The organism is Kaistella soli (assembly GCF_019038595.1).
Lineage (GTDB): Bacteria > Bacteroidota > Bacteroidia > Flavobacteriales > Weeksellaceae > Kaistella > Kaistella soli.
The window spans coordinates 277,862-299,057 of sequence record NZ_JAHOPF010000001.1; the positions used below are offsets into that span (position 1 = coordinate 277,862).

At 39.8% G+C, this 21,196-nt stretch carries 16 protein-coding genes; 9 read left to right on the forward strand and 7 right to left on the reverse strand.

The genetic code is table 11. From position 1 onward, the window contains the following. Nucleotides 1–61: 61 nt before the first annotated feature. From KSK37_RS01300 to apaG, 5 genes are all read left to right on the forward strand, one after another. Nucleotides 62–1,330 (forward strand): glucose-1-phosphate adenylyltransferase, encoded by a 1,269-nt coding sequence (locus tag KSK37_RS01300; protein ID WP_088358288.1) that lies wholly within the window; start codon nucleotides 62–64, stop codon nucleotides 1,328–1,330. 79 nt (nucleotides 1,331–1,409) lie between these two features. After that, the gene (locus tag KSK37_RS01305) at nucleotides 1,410–2,447 is read left to right on the forward strand and encodes an SRPBCC family protein (protein ID WP_217198975.1); all 1,038 of its coding nucleotides are present in this window, start codon (nucleotides 1,410–1,412) and stop codon (nucleotides 2,445–2,447) included. Between the two features lie 98 nt (nucleotides 2,448–2,545). Next, on the forward strand, nucleotides 2,546–5,353 hold the full coding sequence (locus tag KSK37_RS01310; RefSeq protein ID WP_217198977.1) for a 2-oxoglutarate dehydrogenase E1 component: 2,808 nt from the start codon (nucleotides 2,546–2,548) through the stop codon (nucleotides 5,351–5,353). 34 nt (nucleotides 5,354–5,387) lie between these two features. Then, nucleotides 5,388–6,644, forward strand: coding sequence for a 2-oxoglutarate dehydrogenase complex dihydrolipoyllysine-residue succinyltransferase (gene odhB, locus KSK37_RS01315; RefSeq protein ID WP_217198979.1), 1,257 nt, complete (start codon nucleotides 5,388–5,390; stop codon nucleotides 6,642–6,644). Nucleotides 6,645–6,737: 93 nt separating this feature from the next. Beyond that, nucleotides 6,738–7,124 (forward strand): Co2+/Mg2+ efflux protein ApaG, encoded by a 387-nt coding sequence (apaG, locus tag KSK37_RS01320; RefSeq protein ID WP_217198981.1) that lies wholly within the window; start codon nucleotides 6,738–6,740, stop codon nucleotides 7,122–7,124. Between the two features lie 200 nt (nucleotides 7,125–7,324). Here apaG and KSK37_RS01325 read toward each other — a convergent pair whose 3' ends face one another. From KSK37_RS01325 to KSK37_RS01350, 6 genes are all read right to left on the reverse strand, one after another. Continuing rightward, nucleotides 7,325–7,882, reverse strand: coding sequence for a 3'-5' exonuclease (locus KSK37_RS01325; RefSeq protein WP_246566150.1), 558 nt, complete (start codon nucleotides 7,880–7,882; stop codon nucleotides 7,325–7,327). 30 nt (nucleotides 7,883–7,912) lie between these two features. Further along, a complete protein-coding gene (locus tag KSK37_RS01330; RefSeq protein ID WP_217198983.1) occupies nucleotides 7,913–8,707 on the reverse strand; it encodes an alpha/beta hydrolase in 795 nt (264 codons plus the stop codon). 2 nt (nucleotides 8,708–8,709) lie between these two features. Continuing rightward, complete coding sequence (locus KSK37_RS01335; RefSeq protein ID WP_217198985.1) at nucleotides 8,710–10,002, reverse strand: hemolysin family protein; 1,293 nt, start codon at nucleotides 10,000–10,002, stop codon at nucleotides 8,710–8,712. A gap of 54 nt (nucleotides 10,003–10,056) precedes the next feature. Beyond that, complete coding sequence (locus tag KSK37_RS01340) at nucleotides 10,057–10,917, reverse strand: alpha/beta hydrolase (RefSeq protein WP_088358276.1); 861 nt, start codon at nucleotides 10,915–10,917, stop codon at nucleotides 10,057–10,059. A gap of 90 nt (nucleotides 10,918–11,007) precedes the next feature. Further along, nucleotides 11,008–11,970, reverse strand: coding sequence for a glycosyltransferase family 2 protein (locus tag KSK37_RS01345; RefSeq protein WP_217198986.1), 963 nt, complete (start codon nucleotides 11,968–11,970; stop codon nucleotides 11,008–11,010). A gap of 19 nt (nucleotides 11,971–11,989) precedes the next feature. Next, the gene (locus KSK37_RS01350; RefSeq protein ID WP_217198987.1) at nucleotides 11,990–12,871 is read right to left on the reverse strand and encodes a lysophospholipid acyltransferase family protein; all 882 of its coding nucleotides are present in this window, start codon (nucleotides 12,869–12,871) and stop codon (nucleotides 11,990–11,992) included. 85 nt (nucleotides 12,872–12,956) lie between these two features. Between KSK37_RS01350 and KSK37_RS01355 the strand changes: the two genes are divergently transcribed. Next, nucleotides 12,957–13,544, forward strand: coding sequence for a thioredoxin family protein (locus tag KSK37_RS01355; protein ID WP_088358271.1), 588 nt, complete (start codon nucleotides 12,957–12,959; stop codon nucleotides 13,542–13,544). A gap of 36 nt (nucleotides 13,545–13,580) precedes the next feature. Here the strand turns inward: KSK37_RS01355 and KSK37_RS01360 are convergent, their stop codons facing one another. Beyond that, nucleotides 13,581–14,942, reverse strand: coding sequence for an aldehyde dehydrogenase (locus KSK37_RS01360; protein WP_217198988.1), 1,362 nt, complete (start codon nucleotides 14,940–14,942; stop codon nucleotides 13,581–13,583). Between the two features lie 57 nt (nucleotides 14,943–14,999). Here KSK37_RS01360 and KSK37_RS01365 point away from each other — a divergent pair, with 57 nt between their 5' ends. From KSK37_RS01365 to KSK37_RS01375, 3 genes are all read left to right on the forward strand, one after another. Further along, complete coding sequence (locus KSK37_RS01365; protein ID WP_217198989.1) at nucleotides 15,000–15,803, forward strand: SDR family oxidoreductase; 804 nt, start codon at nucleotides 15,000–15,002, stop codon at nucleotides 15,801–15,803. A gap of 127 nt (nucleotides 15,804–15,930) precedes the next feature. Further along, nucleotides 15,931–17,358, forward strand: coding sequence for an adenylosuccinate lyase (gene purB / locus KSK37_RS01370; RefSeq protein ID WP_088358266.1), 1,428 nt, complete (start codon nucleotides 15,931–15,933; stop codon nucleotides 17,356–17,358). 126 nt (nucleotides 17,359–17,484) lie between these two features. Beyond that, nucleotides 17,485–21,174, forward strand: coding sequence for a phosphoribosylformylglycinamidine synthase (locus KSK37_RS01375; RefSeq protein ID WP_217198990.1), 3,690 nt, complete (start codon nucleotides 17,485–17,487; stop codon nucleotides 21,172–21,174). The last annotated feature ends 22 nt before the right edge of the window (nucleotides 21,175–21,196 follow it).

Below are 21,196 nucleotides of genomic sequence, written 5' to 3' on the forward strand. Positions count from 1 at the left end.
CATAAAAAATGGTAATATTGTTATCATTCCTTATTCACTTAAATATTAAAACATAAATCCTATGAAACCCAGCGTTATCTCAATAGTACTTGGCGGCGGAAGAGGAACGAGATTGTTTCCTTTAACCTATTCACGCTCGAAACCGGCGGTTCCTATTGCCGGGAAATACAGACTGGTGGATATTCCGATTTCCAACTGTCTGAATTCGGGCTTTAACAGGATTTTAGTTTTAACCCAGTTTAATTCTGCATCCCTCAATTCGCATATTAAGAATTCTTACCATTTCGATATTTTCAGCAGAGGTTTTGTGGATATTTTAGCCGCGGAACAGAATGTTGAAAATGATCAGTGGTATCAGGGCACCGCCGATGCAGTAAGGCAGTCGATGAAGCATCTTGCGAAATATGATTATGATTATATACTGATTCTTTCTGGAGACCAGCTTTATCAGATGGATTTTCGCTCAATGATCGATTTTCACTGTAAGAACAAAGGCGATATTACCATTGCAACCATTCCTGTGAACTGCAAAGACGCACCCGGTTTCGGAATTCTGAAATCTGATGATGAGGGAAATATTACTTCTTTTATCGAAAAACCGTCAGCAGATGTTTTGGATAACTGGAAATCGGAGGTTTCGGAAAAAAGCAAATCGGAAGGCAAGGAATTTCTCGCTTCGATGGGGATTTATGTCTTCAGCAAAAATCTTCTCAAAAAAATGTTTGACGAAGATCCCGGCGATGATTTTGGCGGCGAACTTATTCCTAATGCCATAGGTAAATACAAAATGCTGAGTTATCAGTATGACGGATACTGGACGGACATCGGAACTATCGATTCCTTTTTTGATGCCAATATCGACCTTACAAAGGATTTTCCCAATTTCAATCTTTTCAGCAATGCACCCATTTATACCAGAGCAAGGATGCTTCCGCCTTCGAAAATTCTCGGCTCTTATGTGAGTAAAGCGATTTTCGGTGACGGATGTATCATTATGGCAGATAAAATTGAAAATTCGATTGTCGGTAACAGGGGCAGGGTTGACCGTGGCAGTACGCTGATCAATACCTATATGATGGGAGCGGATTTCTATCAGGAAACTCAGGATATTGTATCCAATGACGAGAAGGGGCAGCCCAATTTAGGAGTAGGGAAATACTGCTACATCGAAAAGGCTATTCTCGATAAAAACTGCAATATCGGCGATAATGTGAGGATTATCGGCGGCAAACATCTTCCGGACGGGGATTTTGAAAACTACAGCATTAAAGACGGAATAGTAGTCGTGAAAAAAAATGCGGTGATACCACCGGGCACAATTATTCCTTAAAAAAAACATCAGCTAGGTACTCACGGCAATATTTTTATTGCCGTGTTTTTTTTGCAGAGGTTTTTTGTATTTTTGCCCCATGCGTTGGTTAAAATTTGGGAGTTTAATAGTACTTTTTGTGCTGGCTGTGTATGCCGTTTCTATGACATTCGTTGATGAGGCGAAAAGTATTACTGTTGAAAAAGAGATCAGTTATCCTGTCGATAAGGTTTTTCCGCAATTCAGTAATCTGCAGAATTTTACCAGATGGAATGCTTTCTTTTCCGACAATAAAAATCTAAGCTTTGATTTTTTTATGCCATACGAAGGCCAGGGAAGCTCAATGAGTTATCATGACACGAAAGATCCGGATATTTCCGGCGATCTTTTTATCCGGTACGAAAACCCGAACAGAACCCTGCGTTACCAGCTGTTTGAAGGAAAGGACAGCAATCCCTATTCAATAGATCTGAAATTTAAACCGCAAAACGGTAAAACCGCTGTTATCTGGTATATTCACACCCCCAAACAGTCTTTCCTTAAAAGGTCTCTGAATTTGGTTTCTGAAGATCTTTTCGCAGAGCAAATTGACAAGAGCATGAAGAATCTTTTCAACGTTCTGGGGAATAAGGTGAGTAAGGAACAGCAGCGTGAAAGTTTGAAATTTGACAGTTTAATGGTTGAAGATCAGGACGGGCAGCTTCTTTTGGGCGTGAATGTCAATTCAAAAAATGTTAAAGATGCCCTCTTTAGAAATATCGTCATGAACCACAACAAGACGCTGAATTACATAAAGATGGATTTAGGTAAAAGAGATGACGAATACGGAGAACCCATCTTAATTACCGACGCTGATAATTTCAAAGACAAGGAAGTTTCTTACTTCTACGGAATTCCGCTTTCTAAAAGAATTGGGGTTTCTGATAATAATTTCAGTTTCAGAACTTTGAATGCGTCAAAAAAATATGTGATTTATTACCGCGGAAGTTACAGCGGACGCGTAAAGGCTATTCAGCAGTTATTATTAAAGGCTAAAAAGGATACGATGAGAACCGGGGATCTGCAGCAAACTTTCCTCGAAGAACCTTCGGTTGAAAATAATACCGTCATGAAATTGTCGCTGCCCGTTTTTAGGTAATATAATTCAGTTTTTTTTAGGTCTTTTCGGCTTTAGTACTTCACTTTTTTTTGCTAAATTTGTCTTTTAAATAAAAATCAACAGTTAATCTGTAAATAATGGACAAATATTCATTCCTGAATGCGGCGCATTCGCAGTTAATAGAAGACTTATACCAACAATATTTAAAATATCCCGATTCATTAGAGCCTTCCTGGAAGGCATTTTTTCAGGGATTTGATTTTGCTTTAGAGAACTACAGCGATGAAATCCCGGGGAACTCCTCAGCACCCACTACTTCAAATGCTGTTCAAATCGCAAATCAGGCAGCTTCCAACGGACAGATACCTGATGATATCCAGAAAGAATTTAAAGTTTTAAATTTAATTGAAGCTTACCGACAGAGAGGGCATCTGTTTACCAATACCAATCCCGTAAGAGCGAGAAGACATTATGAGCCGACCTTGGCTATTGAAAATTTTGGGCTTTCCCAGGCGGATCTGTCTCAGAAATTCAATTCTGCTACAGAAATAGGGATGCAGGGCGGAGCAACACTGCAGGAAATTATTAAGCGCCTTGAAAATATTTACTGCGAGTCGATCGGTGTAGAATATATGCATATTAATAATATTGCAGAAAAAGTATACATCAGAAAATGGCTTCAGGTCAATGAAAATCACGCCCAGCTAAACGCTGCCGAGAAAACAGAGATCCTAGGAAAGCTGAATCAGGCAGTTGCATTTGAAAATTATCTTCATACCAAGTTTGTCGGTCAGAAAAGATTTTCACTGGAAGGCGGTGAATCTCTTATTCCTGCTTTGGACCAGCTGATCACCCGTTCATCACAATTGGGCGTTGATGAGGTGGTTTTGGGAATGGCACACCGGGGAAGATTAAATGTACTGACGAATATTTTCGGGAAGTCTTACAAACAGATTTTCTCAGAATTTGAAGGTAAAGAATTTGAAGAAGATGTATTTTCCGGCGACGTGAAATATCACCTTGGCTCATCAAAAAAAATAAAAACAGCTTCCGGCGAAGAAGTATCCATCAACTTAACTCCGAATCCGTCACATCTTGAAACAGTTGCCGCTTTGGTTGAAGGGATCTGCCGTGCAAAAGTTGACGACAAATACAAAGATTACAGAAAAGTTTTACCCATCGTGATCCACGGAGACGGTGCAATTGCAGGTCAGGGAATCGTGTATGAAATTGCGCAGATGATGACTCTGGAAGGCTATAAAACCGGGGGAACAGTTCATATCGTTGTGAACAACCAGGTTTCGTTCACCACCAATTATCTGGACGCAAGATCTTCAACCTACTGTACCGATATTGCAAAAGTAACAGAATCTCCTGTAATGCACGTGAACGCGGATGATGTTGAAGCGGTAGTACATGCCATCAGATTTGCTGCTGATTTCCGTGCAGAGTTTGGAAAAGACGTGTATATCGATCTTTTAGGATACAGAAAATACGGTCATAATGAAGGTGACGAGCCTAGATTTACTCAGCCGAATTTATACAAACTGATTTCTAAACACCTTAACCCGAGAGAGATCTATAAAGATCAGCTGATCAAGGAAGGAATTGTTTCGGATGAAGTGCTGAAGAAGATGGAAACTGAATTCAAAACTCTTTTGGATGCAGATTTTGATGCTTCCAAAGAAATTGAAAAAAACACGATGGATATCTTCATGGCCGATGACTGGAAGCAATATCCAATCGGTCCGAAAGGATCTATGCAGCATCCTGTTAATACAGGTTTTAATCTTGAAGAGCTTAAAAAACTGGCGGTTAAGATGACCACATTGCCGGCAGATAAAAAATTCATCAGTAAAATCACAAGACTTTTCGATAACAGATTGAAAATGATTGAGGCCAATTCTCTGGATTGGGCGCTTGGTGAATGGCTTGCATATGCGACGCTTCTTGTGGAAGGAAACAATGTACGTATTTCAGGAGAAGATGTTGAAAGAGGAACTTTCTCTCACCGTCACGCTGTAGTAAAAACTGAAGATACAGAAGAAGAATATATCCCGTTAAGACATATCACGGAAAGCCGTTTTGATATCTACAATTCGCATCTTTCAGAATATGGAGTTCTGGGTTACGATTATGGTTATGCGATGGCTTCGCCGAACACGCTTACGATTTGGGAAGCTCAGTTTGGAGATTTTGTGAACGGCGCTCAAATTATTGTAGACCAGTATCTGGCTGCCGCAGAAGAAAAATGGAAAATTCAGAATGGTCTGGTGATGCTACTTCCACATGGTTTTGAAGGACAGGGAGCAGAACACTCTTCTGCAAGACTCGAAAGATTTTTAGGACTTTGTGCCAACGAAAATATGACCGTTGCTAACGCAACAACTCCGGCGAACTATTTCCATTTGCTGAGAAGACAGCTGAAGTGGAATTTTAGAAAACCGTTGATCGTCATGACACCAAAATCTCTGCTGAGACATCCAAAAGTAGTTTCTCCGTTGGAAGATTTTGCAACAGGATCTTTCCAGCCAATCATCGATGATGCAACTGCCAATCCTGATAAAACAGAAAAACTTGTACTTTGTTCAGGTAAAATTTACTACGAACTTTTGGCTAAAAAAGAAGAGCTGAACTGCGAAAATATTGCCTTGGTGAGATTCGAACAGCTGTATCCGCTTCAGGTGGATAAAATTGAAGAAATTCTGACCAAATACAGCAACAGAAAAGAGTTGCTTTGGGTTCAGGAAGAACCTGAAAATATGGGAGCATGGGGTTATATTTTAAGGAATTTCAGAAATACTGGGATTCAGGTGATATCTCCGGTTCCGAGCGGTTCCCCGGCACCGGGAAGCCATAAAATGTTCGAAAGAAATCAAAATAACGTGATTAACAGGGTTTTTGACAGAGACGATGCACCAGCCAAAAGGCCGGTAACTGCTTAATTTCAATTTTAAATAATAAACAAAAATATTCACGATGTCAATATTAGAAATGAAAGTCCCTTCTCCGGGAGAATCCATCACAGAAGTTGAAATCGCATCTTGGCTGGTAAAAGATGGCGATTTTGTTGAAAAAGACCAACCGATTGCCGAAGTAGATTCGGACAAAGCAACTCTTGAACTTCCTGCAGAGCAAAGCGGTATTATCACTTTGAAAGCTGAAGAAGGCGAAGTAGTGCAGGTAGGCCAGGTGGTATGCCTTATTGATATGGATGGTGCAAAACCGGAAGGTGCTGCGGCTCCGAAAACAGAAAACGCTGAAGCTCCGCAAGCTGAAGAGAAAGTGGTTGAAAAACCGGCGATCGTTCAGGAAGCTAAAAAAGAAGAGAAACCGGCTGCAAGTTCTTATGCAACAGGAACTCCTTCACCGGCTGCGAAAAAAATTCTTGATGAAAAAGGAATCGCTCCTGCGCAGGTTTCAGGTTCAGGGAAGGACGGAAGAATCACCAAAGAAGATGCTGAAACCGCTAAAGTTCCTGCAATGGGTGCTGCTGCGTCAACAGGTGGTTCCAGAGGTTCTAACACGACCAAACTTTCAGTTCTGAGAAGAAAATTGGCAGCAAGACTTGTTTCTGTGAAAAACGAAACTGCGATGCTGACTACTTTCAATGAAGTGGATATGTCTGAAATTTTCAGATTAAGAAAACAGTACAAAGAAGAATTTTCACAAAAACACGGTATTGGCTTAGGATTCATGTCTTTCTTTACCAAAGCGGTTACCAGAGCATTGCAGATGTATCCTGATGTGAATGCTTCTATTGACGGAGATTACAAGATAAATTATGATTTCTGTGATATTTCTATTGCCGTTTCAGGACCTAAAGGTCTGATGGTTCCGGTTTTAAGAAATGCAGAAACTATGTCTTTCAGAGGTGTTGAAGCGAATATCAAACAGCTGGCAGAAAAAGTAAGAGACGGTAAAATCACTGTGGACGAAATGACAGGCGGTACTTTTACCATTACCAATGGCGGTACTTTCGGATCCATGATGTCAACTCCGATTATCAATCCTCCTCAGTCTGCGATCCTTGGAATGCATAACATTATCCAAAGACCGGTTGCGGTAGACGGGCAGGTGGTAATCCGACCAATGATGTATGTTGCAATGTCGTATGACCACAGAATTATTGACGGTAAAGAATCTGTAGGATTCTTAGTTGCAGTGAAAGAAGCAATCGACAATCCGGTAGAATTTTTAATGAACGGAGACGAGAGAAAAGCTCTGGAGCTTTAATTAATTTCCGGTATTTATAAAATAAATACAATCCCGTCCGTAAAAGGGCGGGATTTTTGTATTGATATCATTAAAATCTAAAAACCAAACGAAATGTTTTCTACCACTACTTTTGATATTAAGGTTACGGTAAGTCCGGAATACGACATAAAGAGCAGTTTTCCCTCAGAAAACCGTTTCGTTTTCCGTTACAATATTACCATTGAAAACCTAAGTGAAAATCCTGTTGTACTTCTGAAAAGGAAATGGCTCATTTATGACGTCGGTTTCGGTTTTACTGAAGTTGCCGGCGAGGGTGTAATAGGTCTGACACCGGAAATTAATCCGGGTGAACAGTTTAAATACTTTTCCAATGTTGTGTTGCGTTCTGGCGTGGGAAGTATGAGCGGAACCTATTACTGTACCAACCTTCTGACCAAAGAAGCTTTGGAAATCGAAATTCCAAAATTCAATTTGATGGCAGAGGTTTTAAGTAATTAAATGGCCGTAATGTCGAATTTTTAATACATTTTCGGGCGAAAAGCTTATTCATTAAGGTTTATTTGACGAAATACTTTGATCACTGAGGGTGGATCATTTGAACATGCTCCGAAGTTCACAATCTACAACTATTAAAGAAATTCCTACTTAAGATTTTCCATCTGAAGAGCGTATTTAAAGCGACTTCATTGTGGAGACGTCTATAAAATCTTCAGGTTTTTTTTCAGCACGTCTTTTACTTCATCATTTCTTGTGACCATTAAATTATTGAAAGCCAGAAGCGATATTTTTGCGCAGACTTCCGCATCAGCGCCGGCTCTGTGGTGATTGAAGGTAATAGCATGATGTTCGGCTAAACTTTTTAATCCGTATTTAGGCAAGTTTTTCCACGACTTTTTAGCAATCTGAATGGAGCACAGATAATCGATTTTCGGTTTAAAAAAACCGTAATAATCCAGACAGCTGCGAAGAACTCCGGCATCGAAAGAAGCATTGTGGGCAATCATAAGATTTCCGTACATCAGATTTTCCGCTTCATGCCAAATATCTTCAAACGTTGGCGAATGCTGCACATCTTCCGGACGGATTCCGTGAACATCAATATTTCTCTGATGAAAATAAGGAAAACTTGGCGGCTTGATGAGCCAGGTCTGGGTTTTTACTATTTCTCCGTTTTCTACGACGCAGATTCCCATTTCACAAGCAGAATGGCGTTCGTGGGTTGCGGTTTCAAAATCGATGGCACAGAAATCTATCATTTTAAGTAGGGCATTTGTTTGTTTTGATTTTTACTGAGGCGGTCCGGCAGGATTTTTCATCACAAAAATTTTCTTTATTTCGCTGTTAAATTCCTCAAAATTTACCAGATCGTGATGGTTTCCGCCCTTTATTTCAATGAATTTTTTTGGAATTTCAGGATGTTCTTTTTCAAAAACTTCAAACAGCTTTTTTCCGGATTTCAGTGGAATCACGGTATCTTTTGTTCCATGAAACTGATAGAGCGGAACTTTGAGACTTAGAATATTTTCATTGGAAAGAAAGTGATAAGTCATTCTCAGCGACACTCTGTCTGTTACTTTCCCCGGAAGCCAACGGTTTGCGATATCCTGAAGATTATAGAATGTGGCTTCCAGAATGACCATTTTAGGCATATAGTCGGCAGCAACTTTCACGGCAAAGGCGCCGCCCAAACTTCTACCGTAAACTACAATTTTTTCTTCGCCATAATTTTTCTTCGCAAAATCATAGAAAAACTGTGCATCTGAATACAGATAATCTTCATTTCTGACACCTGAGCTTTTTCCGTAGCCGCGGTAATCCATTACCAAAACATTATAGCCGTATTGGGTAAATTCTGCCGCGATGCTGCCCCAACGGTGGAGATTGTCGGAGTTCCCGTGGAAATATAATATAACGCCTTTCGGATTATTAATTTTGAAATGCAGCGCATTGATTTTTCCGTCAAAAGGAGTGTCCCAAAGATACTCTTCAAAATCCCCTTCAAAATCAAATTGGTGCTCCTCCGGAAGAACAACCGGAAGAAACACTACTTTTTCCTGAAGGAATTTAAGAAGTTCAGACATCTTTAAAAATTTAAACTGTTTTTAGTTTTGGTGATCAGAATTTTATCTACACGCTGACCATCTTTATCGATAATCTCAAGCTCGAGATCTTCAACTGTTACTTTGTCCCCAACCTGTGCTACGCGGTGATTTTCATTAAGGAAAAACCCGACAATGGTCGTGTAATTATCTTTATTTTCAAACTCGTAATTGAGTTTAAAATACTTGATGAATTCTACGATCGGAACCTGTCCGTCGGCGAGCCAGGAGTTTTCGTCCCGTACCGAAATCCGGTAATCGAAATAGTCGTCATTCACCGTGTCTCCTACCAACGCATCCAGAACGTCATCCATCGTCACCATTCCGACGGTGTTTCCGTACTCATCAATTACAATCCCGTAATGGTTTTTCTGTCTCTTGAAAAGTTCCAGCACTTTATATGCGTAATAGTTTTCATTCAGGAAAACCGGCTGTTTCAGGTGTTTGCTAAGGCTAAAGTTTTTGGGATCGTCTATGGGAAAAAGGTCTTTAAGGAGGACGATTCCGATAATGTCATCGAGGTTGTTTGCTTTGGTTACGGGATAGGCAGCATGTTTGTCGTTGCGTATTTTTCCCAGGACAACCTCCAGCTGTTCATCTATACTAAAAAATGTCATTGCGGTACGGTGGGTGAGCAGAGTGTTTATTTTTCGGTCGCCAAGTTCGAAAACCCGTTCAACGATGTTATGCTCTATTTCATCTATTTCGCCTTCCTGTGCACTTTCTTTTACAATTGATTTTATTTCCTCTTCGGTAATAATACTGTCCAAACCGCTTTTAATTCCCATCAGTTTAAGAAGTAAATTATTAGAAGTGCTGAGCAGCCACACAAAAGGTGAAGTGATTTTAGAAAGGATATCCATCGGCTTTGCAACTAAAGTGATAATACGCTCCGGATGGGTCATTGCAATCCTTTTTGGCAGCAGCTCGCCCAGAAGAATGGATAAATAAGTGATAAAAATAACGATACCGGTTGTGGCCAGGGTTTTGGAATAGGGTTCCAGAATGGGAAAAGTATTTAAGAAATTCTGGAAGTCGGTAGTGAGATTTTCACCCGAATACACCCCAAGTAAAATCCCGATCAGTGTAATGCCAATCTGCACTGTAGAAAGGAATTTGGTCGGATGTCCCGAAAGTTCAAGCGCTTTTTTCGCCCCGGAACTTCCTTTCTTTCCCGCATTTTCAAGTTTAAATTTCCTCGATGAAACCAGAGACATTTCTGACATCGAAAAAATGCCGTTTAACAGTACGAGAAAGATAATAATAATCAGTTCCATTTAAGATTTTAAAAGATACAGCAAAGATAATTCAATTGTTGCGAGTTGAAATAATTATTCGCTCCTGTGATTTACATTCAGGCTCGTCTTTTCTGTGTCGATAAAAACTTTTCTTTCTTCAAAAATTTCTTCCATCACCCGGTGATATTCCTCAAACTGATGGATGTTGATATGCCCCGCTCCCAAAATTACATATAACCGGGTGAGTACCGGATTTATTTCAGAAAGGTCTACCGCAGTACTTATGGGAACCAGCCGGTCATCGCTGCCGTGAATGATTTTGATCGGACAGCGCACATTTTTCAGATATTGGAAAGTAGGAATGTTGTAACGCAGAAAAGGTTTCGCAGGCATAAAAGGCAAATAGCGGTGAACGGTGCGCAGTAAGGAATAGAGCGGGGAAGTAAGGATGAGCAGCCTCGGATTGTTTTTGGAAGCAAGCCTTGCCGCAAAACCTGCACCGAGAGAGCGTCCGTAAACAACGATTTTTTCTTCTGAAAATTCGTTCTTGACAATATTGTAGATAAACTGGGAATCGCGTTTCATCGCTTCAACAGTTCGTTTTCCTGTGCTTTTTCCGAAGCCGCGGTAATCCATCATGATTACTTCGTAACCGAGTCGTGTGAAATCAATGGCAAATTTTCCCCAGCCTTTGATGCTTTTGGTGTTTCCTTTCAGGTATATCACGGCACCTTTCGGCTCGTCCACCTGAAAATGGAGGTAGTTGATTTTTGCGCCCGGTTCAGGTTCCACTGTTTTTTCCTCGGCTTTTAAATTGTCGTAAGCGAATTTGAAATCAGCAGGAAGTTTTTCCGGATGAAAGAAAAATTTATGCTGAAAGAAATAGATAAAAAGGCCGAGGATCAGGATGACAGCGGAAATCGTGACAAGAATAAAGTAAATGTCTGCATTCATTGGTAGTATAAATGTAGCTTTTTTTATTCATTTTCTGGGGAGGTGCATAGAACTTCCTTGTCATTCCGAAGAATTCTGTGCTGTGATTTTTTACAGAAAATGTTTAAAAATTAACCATTTGGTCTGGTAATAATTTTTAATCTGATTATTTCCGCGAAGCTTCAGCGTTCCCGGAACCTGTGCATAAAAACTGAAATGCGCTCTGATGACCGCCCAGAAATGCGGAAAACCCATTTTGATTCCAAAGTAAACCGCGGCTGCGGCATCCAGACAAAGTCTTAGAAAAAGTACCCACAGCAATTTGGGAAAAGGCATATTTTTAAGAAGCATCGAGAAATTGTTCCGGATATTTAGGAAAGTTTTTTGCGGACTTTGCTTGTTCAGCGTTCCGCCGCCAACATGATAAACTGTAGATTTTCCGGTGTAGAAAACTTTCTTTCCAGAATTTTTTAAACGCCAGCAAAGATCAATTTCTTCCTGATGTGCAAAAAACCTTTCATCGAAACCTTTCATCTGCCAAAAATCCTTTGACCTTATAAATAAACAGCAGCCCGATGCCCAGAAAATTTCGGTTTCGTCATTGTACTGGCCCTGGTCTTTCTCAATATTTTCAAAAACCCGTCCGCGGCAATACGGATAACCCAGATTGTCAATCTGGCCGCCTCCGGCACCTGCAAATTCAAAGAAGTTTTTCCGGTTATAATCAAGAATTTTGGGCTGAACCGCCGCAATAGAGATGTTATTTTCAAATAAATTGAGAACTGGTTTCAGCCAGTTTTCGGTCACTTCAACATCGGAATTCAGCAGACAGTAAATTTCCGCATCAATCTTTTTCAAACCTTCATTGTACCCTCCTGCAAAACCGAAGTTTGTCAGATTCCTGATAATTTTTACATTCGGAAAATTCGATGTTAAAAACTGTACAGAATCATCGGTTGAGGCATTATCAATCACATAAATTTCTGCATTTTCGGAATGCGCATTCACGGTGGGAAGAAATTTTTCCAACCAGCTTTTTCCGTTCCAGTTTAATATGGCGATTGCTAAATTCAATTCAGATGATTTGAGATTATTAAATTTCAGTTTCCATTACTTTAATCGCGTGCTGATATTTCCATCTTCTGTGCGACCAAAGATAATTGTCGGGTCTTTTATTAATGTTGTTTTCAAGCAGTTTGTGGAATTTTTTCACCACCTCATGCTCAACAAATTTTTCTCCGTCCGGATAAATTCTGTAGTAGTTGATCTGATAATAGCCTCGCTTCACTTTTTTCATTTCACAAAAAACAAATGCCAGATCCATCCTTGTAGAAAGCTTGTCGTAACCGATAAATGCAGGAGTTCTCTGATTCAGAAAGTTTAAACCGTAAGTTACTTCCGAGACGTGCGGAGTTTGGTCCGCCACAAACATATACACTGAATTTCCGTCATTCTTATTTTTGAAAATGTGACGGATTACTTCTTTCGCTTCTAAAGCCTCGTTGCCAAACCTGTTCCGGATTGCTTTGATCCGTTCTTCCCAAAAATTGCTCTGTACCCTTCTGTAAACGGGAAAACAGTTTTCCTGAGGAATGATGGTTGCCAATGCATTAAACCATTCCCAATTGAAAATATGGCCGGCCAGAAGAATTACATTTTTGTTTTCTGCTTTAGCTTCGTGAAATACATCCTGATTGATATGCTGCACCCGCACGCGGAGCTCGGTGGACGAAACGGTAAACGATTTCAGGGTTTCAACGATATAGTCAGAGAAATTCAGGTAAAATTTTCTCTGTATTTTATTGCGTTCTCCGGGTGTTTTGTGAGGAAAAGAATTCTTCAGGTTTTCGGAGACCACGGTTTTTCTGTAACCCACCAGAATGTAGATTACGAAAAAGATCAAATCTGAAATCAGATACAAAACTTTTAAAGGCAGTTTTGAAAAAAGGATAATTATTTTAAATAGAAAATTCATAAACAGTTTGCAAATTTAGTAATTATAAAGTGGATCATTGGCTCTATTTTTGTTATTTTGCACCGTTAATTTAATTTAAAGATCAATGAAAAACAGTAAAATAAAAGTTTTGGCGTTTTCAGCGCTTCTTATCACGGGTTTAGCTTGCTCCCAAAAAGCAGATTCAAAAATTGAAACGAAGGCTGACGCGGCATCTGTGGCGGTTGTTTCCGACAGTACTGCCATTCTGGAAGCGAAGAAAAAACTTGCAGCAGAAGAGAAAGCAAAGCTTCCTAAACCTTATAATGCAGCCGAAAATGCGGAAGCGAAAATTGCCGAACTGGTAAAACAGGCTAAGGCTGAAAATAAAAACGTGATCCTGCAGGCGGGCGGAAACTGGTGTATCTGGTGTCTGAGATTTAATAATTTCGTGCAGACCACGCCTGAGTTAAAAGAGATTGTAGACAAAAACTACCTATACTACCATTTAAATTATTCTCCGGAAAACAAAAACGCAAAGGTTTTTGCTCAGTATGATAATCCAGGTGAAAAATTCGGTTATCCGGTTTTTATCGTTTTAGATAAAAACGGAAAAATGATTCATACCCAGGACAGCGCAGTGCTGGAGGAAGGAAAAGGATACAGCAAAGAAAAGGTAAAGGAGTTCTTTCTGAAATGGACTACGAAGTCTTAAAATAAAAAAAATCCCGCAGATTTGCGGGATTTTTTTTTACAGTAATTTTTTGATCCAGTTCAGTTTTTTCTCTGTATACGGCGGATATTTAAAATCCGGTTCGCCCCAGGTTGCTCTTTCCAAAACCGCTTTTTGATGCGAGAAAGAGTCAAAGCCGAATTTTCCGTGATAGTTTCCAATTCCGGAATTTCCGACGCCTCCGAAAGGCAGGTTTTCATTGCTCAGATGCATGATGACGTCATTAATACACCCACCTCCGAATGATATTTTGGAACAAAAGTTTTCCTTTTCTTCAGAATTTTTCGTGAATAAATAAGCGGCGAGCGGTTTTTCATTCTCTGCGATTCTGATTAAAGCTTCATTAAAATTGCTGAAGGTTAAAACGGGCAATAGCGGTCCGAAAATTTCTTCCTGCATCACAGGATCTTCCCAGCTTATATTGTATAAAACAGTAGGTTCAATATATCTTTTTTCAGCGTCGTAATTTCCGCCGGTGTAAATTTTTTCCTGCTCAATTAAACTCACCAGTCGGTCAAAATTTCTTTGATTGATAATTTGAGTGTAATGTTCGGATCTGGGAGCATAATTAAATTTCAGAATGTAAGATTTCAAAGCATCCAGAAAACTGTCTTTTACCTTTTCGTCGACTAAAATATAATCCGGAGCGACACAGGTTTGGCCGGCATTCAGGAATTTTCCCCAGACAATTCTTTTTGCAGCCACTTCGAAATCTGCGCTTGACGTGACAATTGCCGGGCTTTTTCCGCCGAGTTCCAGAGTTACGGGAGTTAAATTTTTCGCTGCAGCTTCGTAAACGATTTGTCCCACTTTCGTGCTTCCGGTGAAAAATATCTTGTCGAATTTGAATTTCAAAATCTCTATAATCTCATCCACACCGCCTTGTGCAACAAAAAGATATTCCTCAGGAAAATTCTCATTGATGATTTTAGCCATGGCTTTCATCGTGTTTTCCGCCACTTCACTTGGTTTCAGAACGCAGGTGTTTCCTGCGGCTAAAGCGGTGATCATCGGAGAAAGTGAAAGCTGATAAGGATAATTCCATGCGCCGATCACTAAGGTGCAGCCCAGCGGTTCGCTGTAAATTTTACTCGACCCAAACTGATTGGCAAGGTTTGTTTTTACTTTTTTTGGTTTTGCAAGTGAATTGAGGTTTTTTAAATAAAAATCAATATCCTTTAGAATGAAAGCGATCTCAGTTGTGAAAGTGTCGAACTTTGATTTTCCGAAATCCTTATAAATAGCTTCATATAAGAGCTCTTCATATTTGATGATAAGATCCCGAAATTTTTCCAGATTTCTCTTTCTAAACTTTAAATTCTTGGTCTTCTGGCTGTTGAAAAATGTTCTTTGAGCCACAATTATATCTTCGAAATTCATTACTTTTAATTTATTATTCTAAACAAATTTACTTTAAAAATCACAGATAAAAATAAAATGGATTTTAGAAACAAAACTGTTCTCATTACAGGCGGCTGCTCCGGAATCGGTAAAATAATGGCTAGGAAATCTTTGGAAAGAGGAGCAAGAAAACTGGTGATCTGGGATATTAATGAAGATGCTTTGGCCAAAACCAAGGAAGAATTTTCCGGGATGGGCGGTGAAATTTTAGTTTATATAACTGACGTTTTTAATCTGGATGATATTAAAATTAATGCACAGAAAGTAAGAACGGACGTGGGAAAAGTTGATGTTCTGATCAACAATGCCGGAATTGTTGTTGGTAAGTATTTCCATGAACACACGCACGACCAGATTCATAAAAGTATGTTGATTAACTCCAACGCGTTCATGCACGTCGGTTTGGAGTTTTTATCAGGAATGATGGCTGAAAATTCAGGTGCAATCTGCAACATTGCTTCTTCCGCGGGCTTAATTTCGAATCCTAAAATGTCGGTTTATGCTGCTTCCAAATGGGCCGTTGTAGGTTGGAGTGACAGCCTGCGGTTGGAAATGGAACAACTCGGCAAAAATATTTCTGTTACCACGATTATGCCGTTCTACATCAACACCGGAATGTTCGATGGCGTAAAATCTAAACTGTTGCCAATTCTGGAGCCTGAACCAACTTCCGAAAGAATTATTAAAGCCATTGAAAGCAAAACTAAAATGCTTGCAATGCCATTGCCTTATTGGTTTATCCGTTTGTCCCAGGGAATTTTACCGATCCCAATCTTTGACTGGGTGATGAAGAATGTTTTTGGCGTTTACGATACAATGAAGGATTTCCGCGGACGCTGACAACTACTTTAATTTTAAATTTTAATCATAAAATCGGAAGGATTTGTTGGTGAAAAATTCGCCCGGCTTCTCTGCAAATTCTTTTAATTTTCTTAAATTTGTGCATCTAATAAAGTAAAAAGAAAGAATGAATTCCTACAAAAATCCTCTTGAAGAACGCTATTCAAGTGAGGAAATGCTCTATAATTTCTCCCCGAACAACAAGTTCAGGAACTGGCGGAAATTATGGATCGCTCTTGCCGAAATCGAAAAAGATTTAGGGCTCGACATTTCCGACGAACAGATTGCGCAGCTCAAAGCCAATGCAGATAACATTGATTATGTGAAAGCCGCGGATTACGAGAAAAAATTCCGTCATGATGTGATGGCACATGTGCATACCTATGGTGACGACGCGCCTCTGGCAAAGGGAATTATTCACCTTGGAGCCACTTCTGCTTTTGTAGGAGACAATACCGATTTAATTCAAATGCGGGACGGATTGCTTCTTTTAAGAAAGCAAATGGTCAACGTTATTAAAAATCTTTCAGATTTTGCTTTAAAATACAAAGATCTGCCGACGCTTGGCTTTACCCATTATCAGCCGGCACAGCTTACGACGGTTGGAAAACGAGCGACACTTTGGCTGCAGTCTTTAATTTTAGATTTTGAGGAACTTGAGTTTTTCCTGGAAACACTAAGATTCCGCGGAGTAAAAGGAACAACCGGAACCGCCGCGAGTTTTCTGGAACTTTTTGAAGGCGATTATTCCAAAGTTCAGCATCTGGATAAAGAACTATCAAAACGTTTTGGCTTCGAAAAAGTGTTTGGGGTTTCCGGACAGACTTACGACAGAAAAATCGACGCGAAAGTGATGGCGCTGCTTTCCAATATCGCACAGTCAGCCCATAAATTTACCAATGATTTAAGGCTTTTACAGAATCTAAAGGAAATAGAGGAACCTTTCGAGAAAAACCAGATTGGTTCTTCCGCAATGGCTTATAAAAGAAACCCGATGCGTTCTGAAAGAATTGGAGCGCTGTCCAAATTCGTGATGTCTCTTTCTTCTAGCTCCGCAATGGTAGCTGCAACGCAATGGTTTGAAAGAACACTCGATGATTCCGCAAACAAAAGACTTGCAATTCCGCAGTCATTTCTTGCGATAGATGCCATTCTGCTGATTTGGAATAACATCATGAACGGAATTGTGGTTTACGAAAACCGAATTCACAAACATATTATGGATGAATTGCCGTTTATGGCTACCGAATACATCATTATGGAAGAAGTGAAGGCGGGCGGCGACCGGCAGGAAATTCATGAAACTATTCGCGTTCACTCCATGGAAGCCAGCAAAAAGGTGAAGATGGAAGGAAAGGAAAATGATCTGATTGAAAGAATCATGAACGACTCTTCTCTGAAGCTTGATAAAACCAAATTCATGGAAATTCTCGACCCGAAAAACTTCATCGGTTTTGCTCCGGTTCAGACTGAAGAATTTATCAGGAACGAGGTGCAGCCTATTTTGGATAAATACAGCGACCTGATCGGCTTAGAAGCTGACCTTAAAGTGTAAATTTATGCAGGCGATTTTGTCTGCATTTTTTTTGGTAATTATCTTCAGTAAAATAAAATACTTACGCAGTCCCCCGAAGGGATTTTAAACAAAGAATAGAATTAAATTCTATTAATAAAAGTAAAAATGAAAAAAAGAATCTTCGTAGAGAAACGTGGAATTTTCGATGTTGAAAGTCCAAAAATTTTCAATGAAATAAAGAATATCGGTCCGAATATTCAGGATGTAAAAGTCTATAACATCTATGATGTTTTCGGGATTGACGAAAGTGAACTTAACCTGGTTGTTTTTAATACTTTTGTGGATCCGGTAACCGATATTCTGCATCATGAAAATCCGGCCGGCAATATTCATTTTGCAACAGAATTTTTGCCGGGACAATATGACCAGCGCGCAGATTCAGCAGAACAGTGTATCGCTTTGCTCACTGAAAATGAAAATTCGAAGGTAAGAAGCGGAAAACTGATTGAACTTTTTGGTATCGATCGGTCTGAGGTGGAAAAGATAAAAAATCATCTTATCAATAAAGTTGAAAGTCAGGAAAAAGACCTTTCAAAACTTGAAATTCCGAAAGAAGAAACTCCGGATCCGGTAATTGTTCATGAAGGTTTCATCGGTTATTCTGCTGCTGAACTGCGGAATTTCTATGACGGGCATGGTTTTGCTTTAGGTTTTGATGATCTTGAATTCATCCAGAATCATTTTAAGTCTGAAAATAGAAATCCTACAGAAACCGAACTTAAAGTTCTGGATACCTACTGGAGCGATCATTGCCGTCACACCACTTTTGAAACAGAATTAACTGATATTCAGTTTAATGGATTGTTTAAATCTACTTTAGAAAATATATTCAACGATTATTTAGAAAAAAGAAAGTTTCTGGGACGGGAAGCGAAGCCCATTTCTTTAATGGATTTAGCTACCGTTTGTGCGCGTTATTTTCACAAAACCGGAAAGCTCGAAAATCTTGTTGTTTCCGATGAAATCAACGCATGTACCATAGAAATAGAAGCAGAATTTGACGGTAAAAAAGAACCTTGGTACTTATTATTCAAAAATGAAACTCATAACCACCCCACTGAAATTGAACCATTTGGCGGTGCTTCAACCTGTTTAGGCGGAGCAATCCGTGATCCTTTATCAGGAAGAGCTTTTGTGTATCAGGCGATGCGGCTTTCGGGAGCAGCTGATGTTTTAGAACCGATTTCTGAAACTTTACCGGGAAAACTTCCCCAGCGTACGATTACCAAACAGGCTGCAAACGGCTATTCTTCTTACGGAAACCAAATCGGTTTAGCCACGACTTTAGTGAACGAAATTTATCACGACGGTTACAAAGCAAAGCGAATGGAAGTTGGTTTCGTTGTTGGAGCTGTTAAAAAAGACTGGGTAAGACGGGAGAAACCTCAAGCCGGCGACCTTGTGATTTTATTAGGTGGAGCAACCGGAAGAGACGGCGTAGGTGGTGCAAGCGGAAGTTCTAAAGTTCAGGATGAGACTTCAATCCATACTTTGTCTACCGAAGTTCAGAAAGGAAATGCGGTGGAAGAGCGGAAAATTCAAAGACTTTTCAGAAATTCTGAGGTCACGCGTTTAATTAAAAAATCAAACGATTTTGGTGCTGGCGGAGTTTCTGTTGCAATCGGCGAAATTGCGGATTCGCTCGAAATAAATCTTGATATTCTGCCTCTGAAATATGAAGGTCTGAATGGAACTGAACTGGCCATTTCTGAATCTCAGGAAAGAATGGCGGTTGTAATTGACGCAAACGACAAAGAAAAGTTTATCAGTTTTTGCGAGAAGGAAAATATTAAAGCGGTAGAAGTGGCGAAGGTAACGGATTCCGGAAGAATGCAGATGTTTTGGCAGGGAAATAAAATCGTTGATTTAAGCAGGGAATTCCTGGATACCAACGGCTGCGCAAAATCTCAGCATGCTGAAATTTCTCATTTAAAACCTGTTGAAACTCAAAATATTTCTTTTTCCGGGGAAAATTTCCGGAAAGCACTTTCTGATAAAAATACAGCTTCACAGAAAGGCCTTGCTGAAATGTTTGACGCTTCTGTTGGCGGAACGTCAGTAGCGATGCCTTTTGGCGGAAAATATCAGGAAACGGAAATGGAAGGAAGCGTTCAGACTTTACCGATTCTGAATGCTGAGAATATCGAAACCGTTTCTCTTGCGAGTTGGGGGTTTGATGCTGAAATTTCTGCACAGAATTCCATGATCGGTGCTGCGAATGCCGTGTTGGAAAGTGTCGCCAAAATTGTTGCAATGGGCGGAAATTATAAAAATATCCGTCTGAGTTTCCAGGAATATTTTGAAAAATTAGGAAACGACCCTCAGAAATGGGGAAAACCTCTGGCATCACTTCTCGGTGCATACGATGCCCAAATGAATTTTGAACTCGCTGCAATTGGCGGAAAAGATTCTATGAGCGGAAGTTTTCAGGATATCAATGTGCCGCCGACTTTGATTTCTTTTGCCTGTGCAAATGGCGAAAAGAAAAATATTATTTCTCCGGAGCTTAAAAAAGCCGGCAATAAACTGTATTTCTTCCATCATATTCCTGAGGAAAATGGTTTGCCGGATTATGAAAATTTAAAGAAAGTTTTCAATTTTATTTTTGAAAATATCAAGTCCGGAAAAATTGTTTCTGTTAAAACGGTAAAAGACGGCGGAGTGGCTGTGGCATTGGCTAAAATGAGTTTCGGCAATCAGTTGGGCGCTGAAATTTCATTGGACGAGCAATTGCTTTTAAACAAAAATATCGGCAGTTTAATTATTGAAAGTTCTTCAGATTTGGAAAATGATCTGTTGCAGGTCATCGGTACGGTCAGCCATAATAAAAGTTTAATTATTAATGACCAAGAATTCAGTATTTCAGATTTGTTGCCTGTTTGGAAAGGAACTTTTGAAGGTTTGTTTCCTACTGTTGAAAAGGAAAAAACGGTTATTGAGATCGATGGAAAATTCAGCGCAGTAAATGCAGCCACTGTGAATATCCGTAAACATCATTTGGCCAAACCGAAAGTTTTTGTCCCTGTTTTTCCGGGTACAAACTGTGAATATGAAACGCAGAACGCATTCAGAAAAGAAGGTGCCGAAGTGGCGAGTCTGCCGCTTATCAATCTGAATCACAATCTTCTCAACGAAAGTCTGGATGCCTGGATTTCTGAAATTAATCAGTCGCAGATTTTAGTGTTTTCAGGCGGTTTTTCAGCAGGTGATGAACCGGACGGTTCTGCAAAGTTCATCGTAAACGTTTTAAAGAACGAAAAGATGAAAAATGCGGTTCACCAGCTGCTCGAACGCGATGGGATGATTCTGGGAATATGTAATGGTTTTCAGGCGCTAGTGAAATCGGGGCTTTTGCCTTTCGGGGAAATTCGGGATTTGGATGAAAATTCGCCGACTTTAGCGCACAATGCAATCGGAAGGCACATTTCGCAGATGGTCAATGTCAAAGTGACCAATGACGGTTCGCCGTGGCTGAAAGGAATGCAGGATCAGATTTATACCGTTCCGATTTCTCATGGCGAAGGACGTTTTATGGCTTCGGAAAAGGTGATTAAAGAACTGTACGAAAACGGACAGATTGCAACACAATATATCGACTTCGATGAAAATATCGCTCACGGAATGCCGTTTAATCCTAATAATTCGTTGTTCGGTATTGAAGGGATAACCAGTAAATCCGGGAAAATTTTCGGAAGAATGGGGCATCCCGAAAGATTTGCAGAAGGTTTACTTAAAAACATTCCAACGGTGAATTATCACAATATTTTCAGAAACGGAGTTGAATATTTTAAATAAGCTTTTTAGCTGATAAATAAGA

What these genes read in the sequence shown, in the direction of transcription:
- apaG (WP_217198981.1), top strand. Translation starts at nt 6,738, where the DNA reads ATGTTTTCTACCACTACTTTTGATATTAAGGTTACGGTAAGTCCGGAA.
- KSK37_RS01330 (WP_217198983.1), bottom strand. Translation starts at nt 8,707, where the DNA reads ATGTCTGAACTTCTTAAATTCCTTCAGGAAAAAGTAGTGTTTCTTCCG.
- KSK37_RS01355 (WP_088358271.1), top strand. Translation starts at nt 12,957, where the DNA reads ATGAAAAACAGTAAAATAAAAGTTTTGGCGTTTTCAGCGCTTCTTATC.
- KSK37_RS01340 (WP_088358276.1), bottom strand. Translation starts at nt 10,917, where the DNA reads ATGAATGCAGACATTTACTTTATTCTTGTCACGATTTCCGCTGTCATC.
- KSK37_RS01375 (WP_217198990.1), top strand. Translation starts at nt 17,485, where the DNA reads ATGAAAAAAAGAATCTTCGTAGAGAAACGTGGAATTTTCGATGTTGAA.
- KSK37_RS01335 (WP_217198985.1), bottom strand. Translation starts at nt 10,002, where the DNA reads ATGGAACTGATTATTATTATCTTTCTCGTACTGTTAAACGGCATTTTT.
- odhB (WP_217198979.1), top strand. Translation starts at nt 5,388, where the DNA reads ATGTCAATATTAGAAATGAAAGTCCCTTCTCCGGGAGAATCCATCACA.
- KSK37_RS01305 (WP_217198975.1), top strand. Translation starts at nt 1,410, where the DNA reads ATGCGTTGGTTAAAATTTGGGAGTTTAATAGTACTTTTTGTGCTGGCT.
- KSK37_RS01365 (WP_217198989.1), top strand. Translation starts at nt 15,000, where the DNA reads ATGGATTTTAGAAACAAAACTGTTCTCATTACAGGCGGCTGCTCCGGA.
- purB (WP_088358266.1), top strand. Translation starts at nt 15,931, where the DNA reads ATGAATTCCTACAAAAATCCTCTTGAAGAACGCTATTCAAGTGAGGAA.
- KSK37_RS01300 (WP_088358288.1), top strand. Translation starts at nt 62, where the DNA reads ATGAAACCCAGCGTTATCTCAATAGTACTTGGCGGCGGAAGAGGAACG.
- KSK37_RS01325 (WP_246566150.1), bottom strand. Translation starts at nt 7,882, where the DNA reads ATGATAGATTTCTGTGCCATCGATTTTGAAACCGCAACCCACGAACGC.
- KSK37_RS01310 (WP_217198977.1), top strand. Translation starts at nt 2,546, where the DNA reads ATGGACAAATATTCATTCCTGAATGCGGCGCATTCGCAGTTAATAGAA.
- KSK37_RS01350 (WP_217198987.1), bottom strand. Translation starts at nt 12,871, where the DNA reads ATGAATTTTCTATTTAAAATAATTATCCTTTTTTCAAAACTGCCTTTA.
- KSK37_RS01360 (WP_217198988.1), bottom strand. Translation starts at nt 14,942, where the DNA reads ATGAATTTCGAAGATATAATTGTGGCTCAAAGAACATTTTTCAACAGC.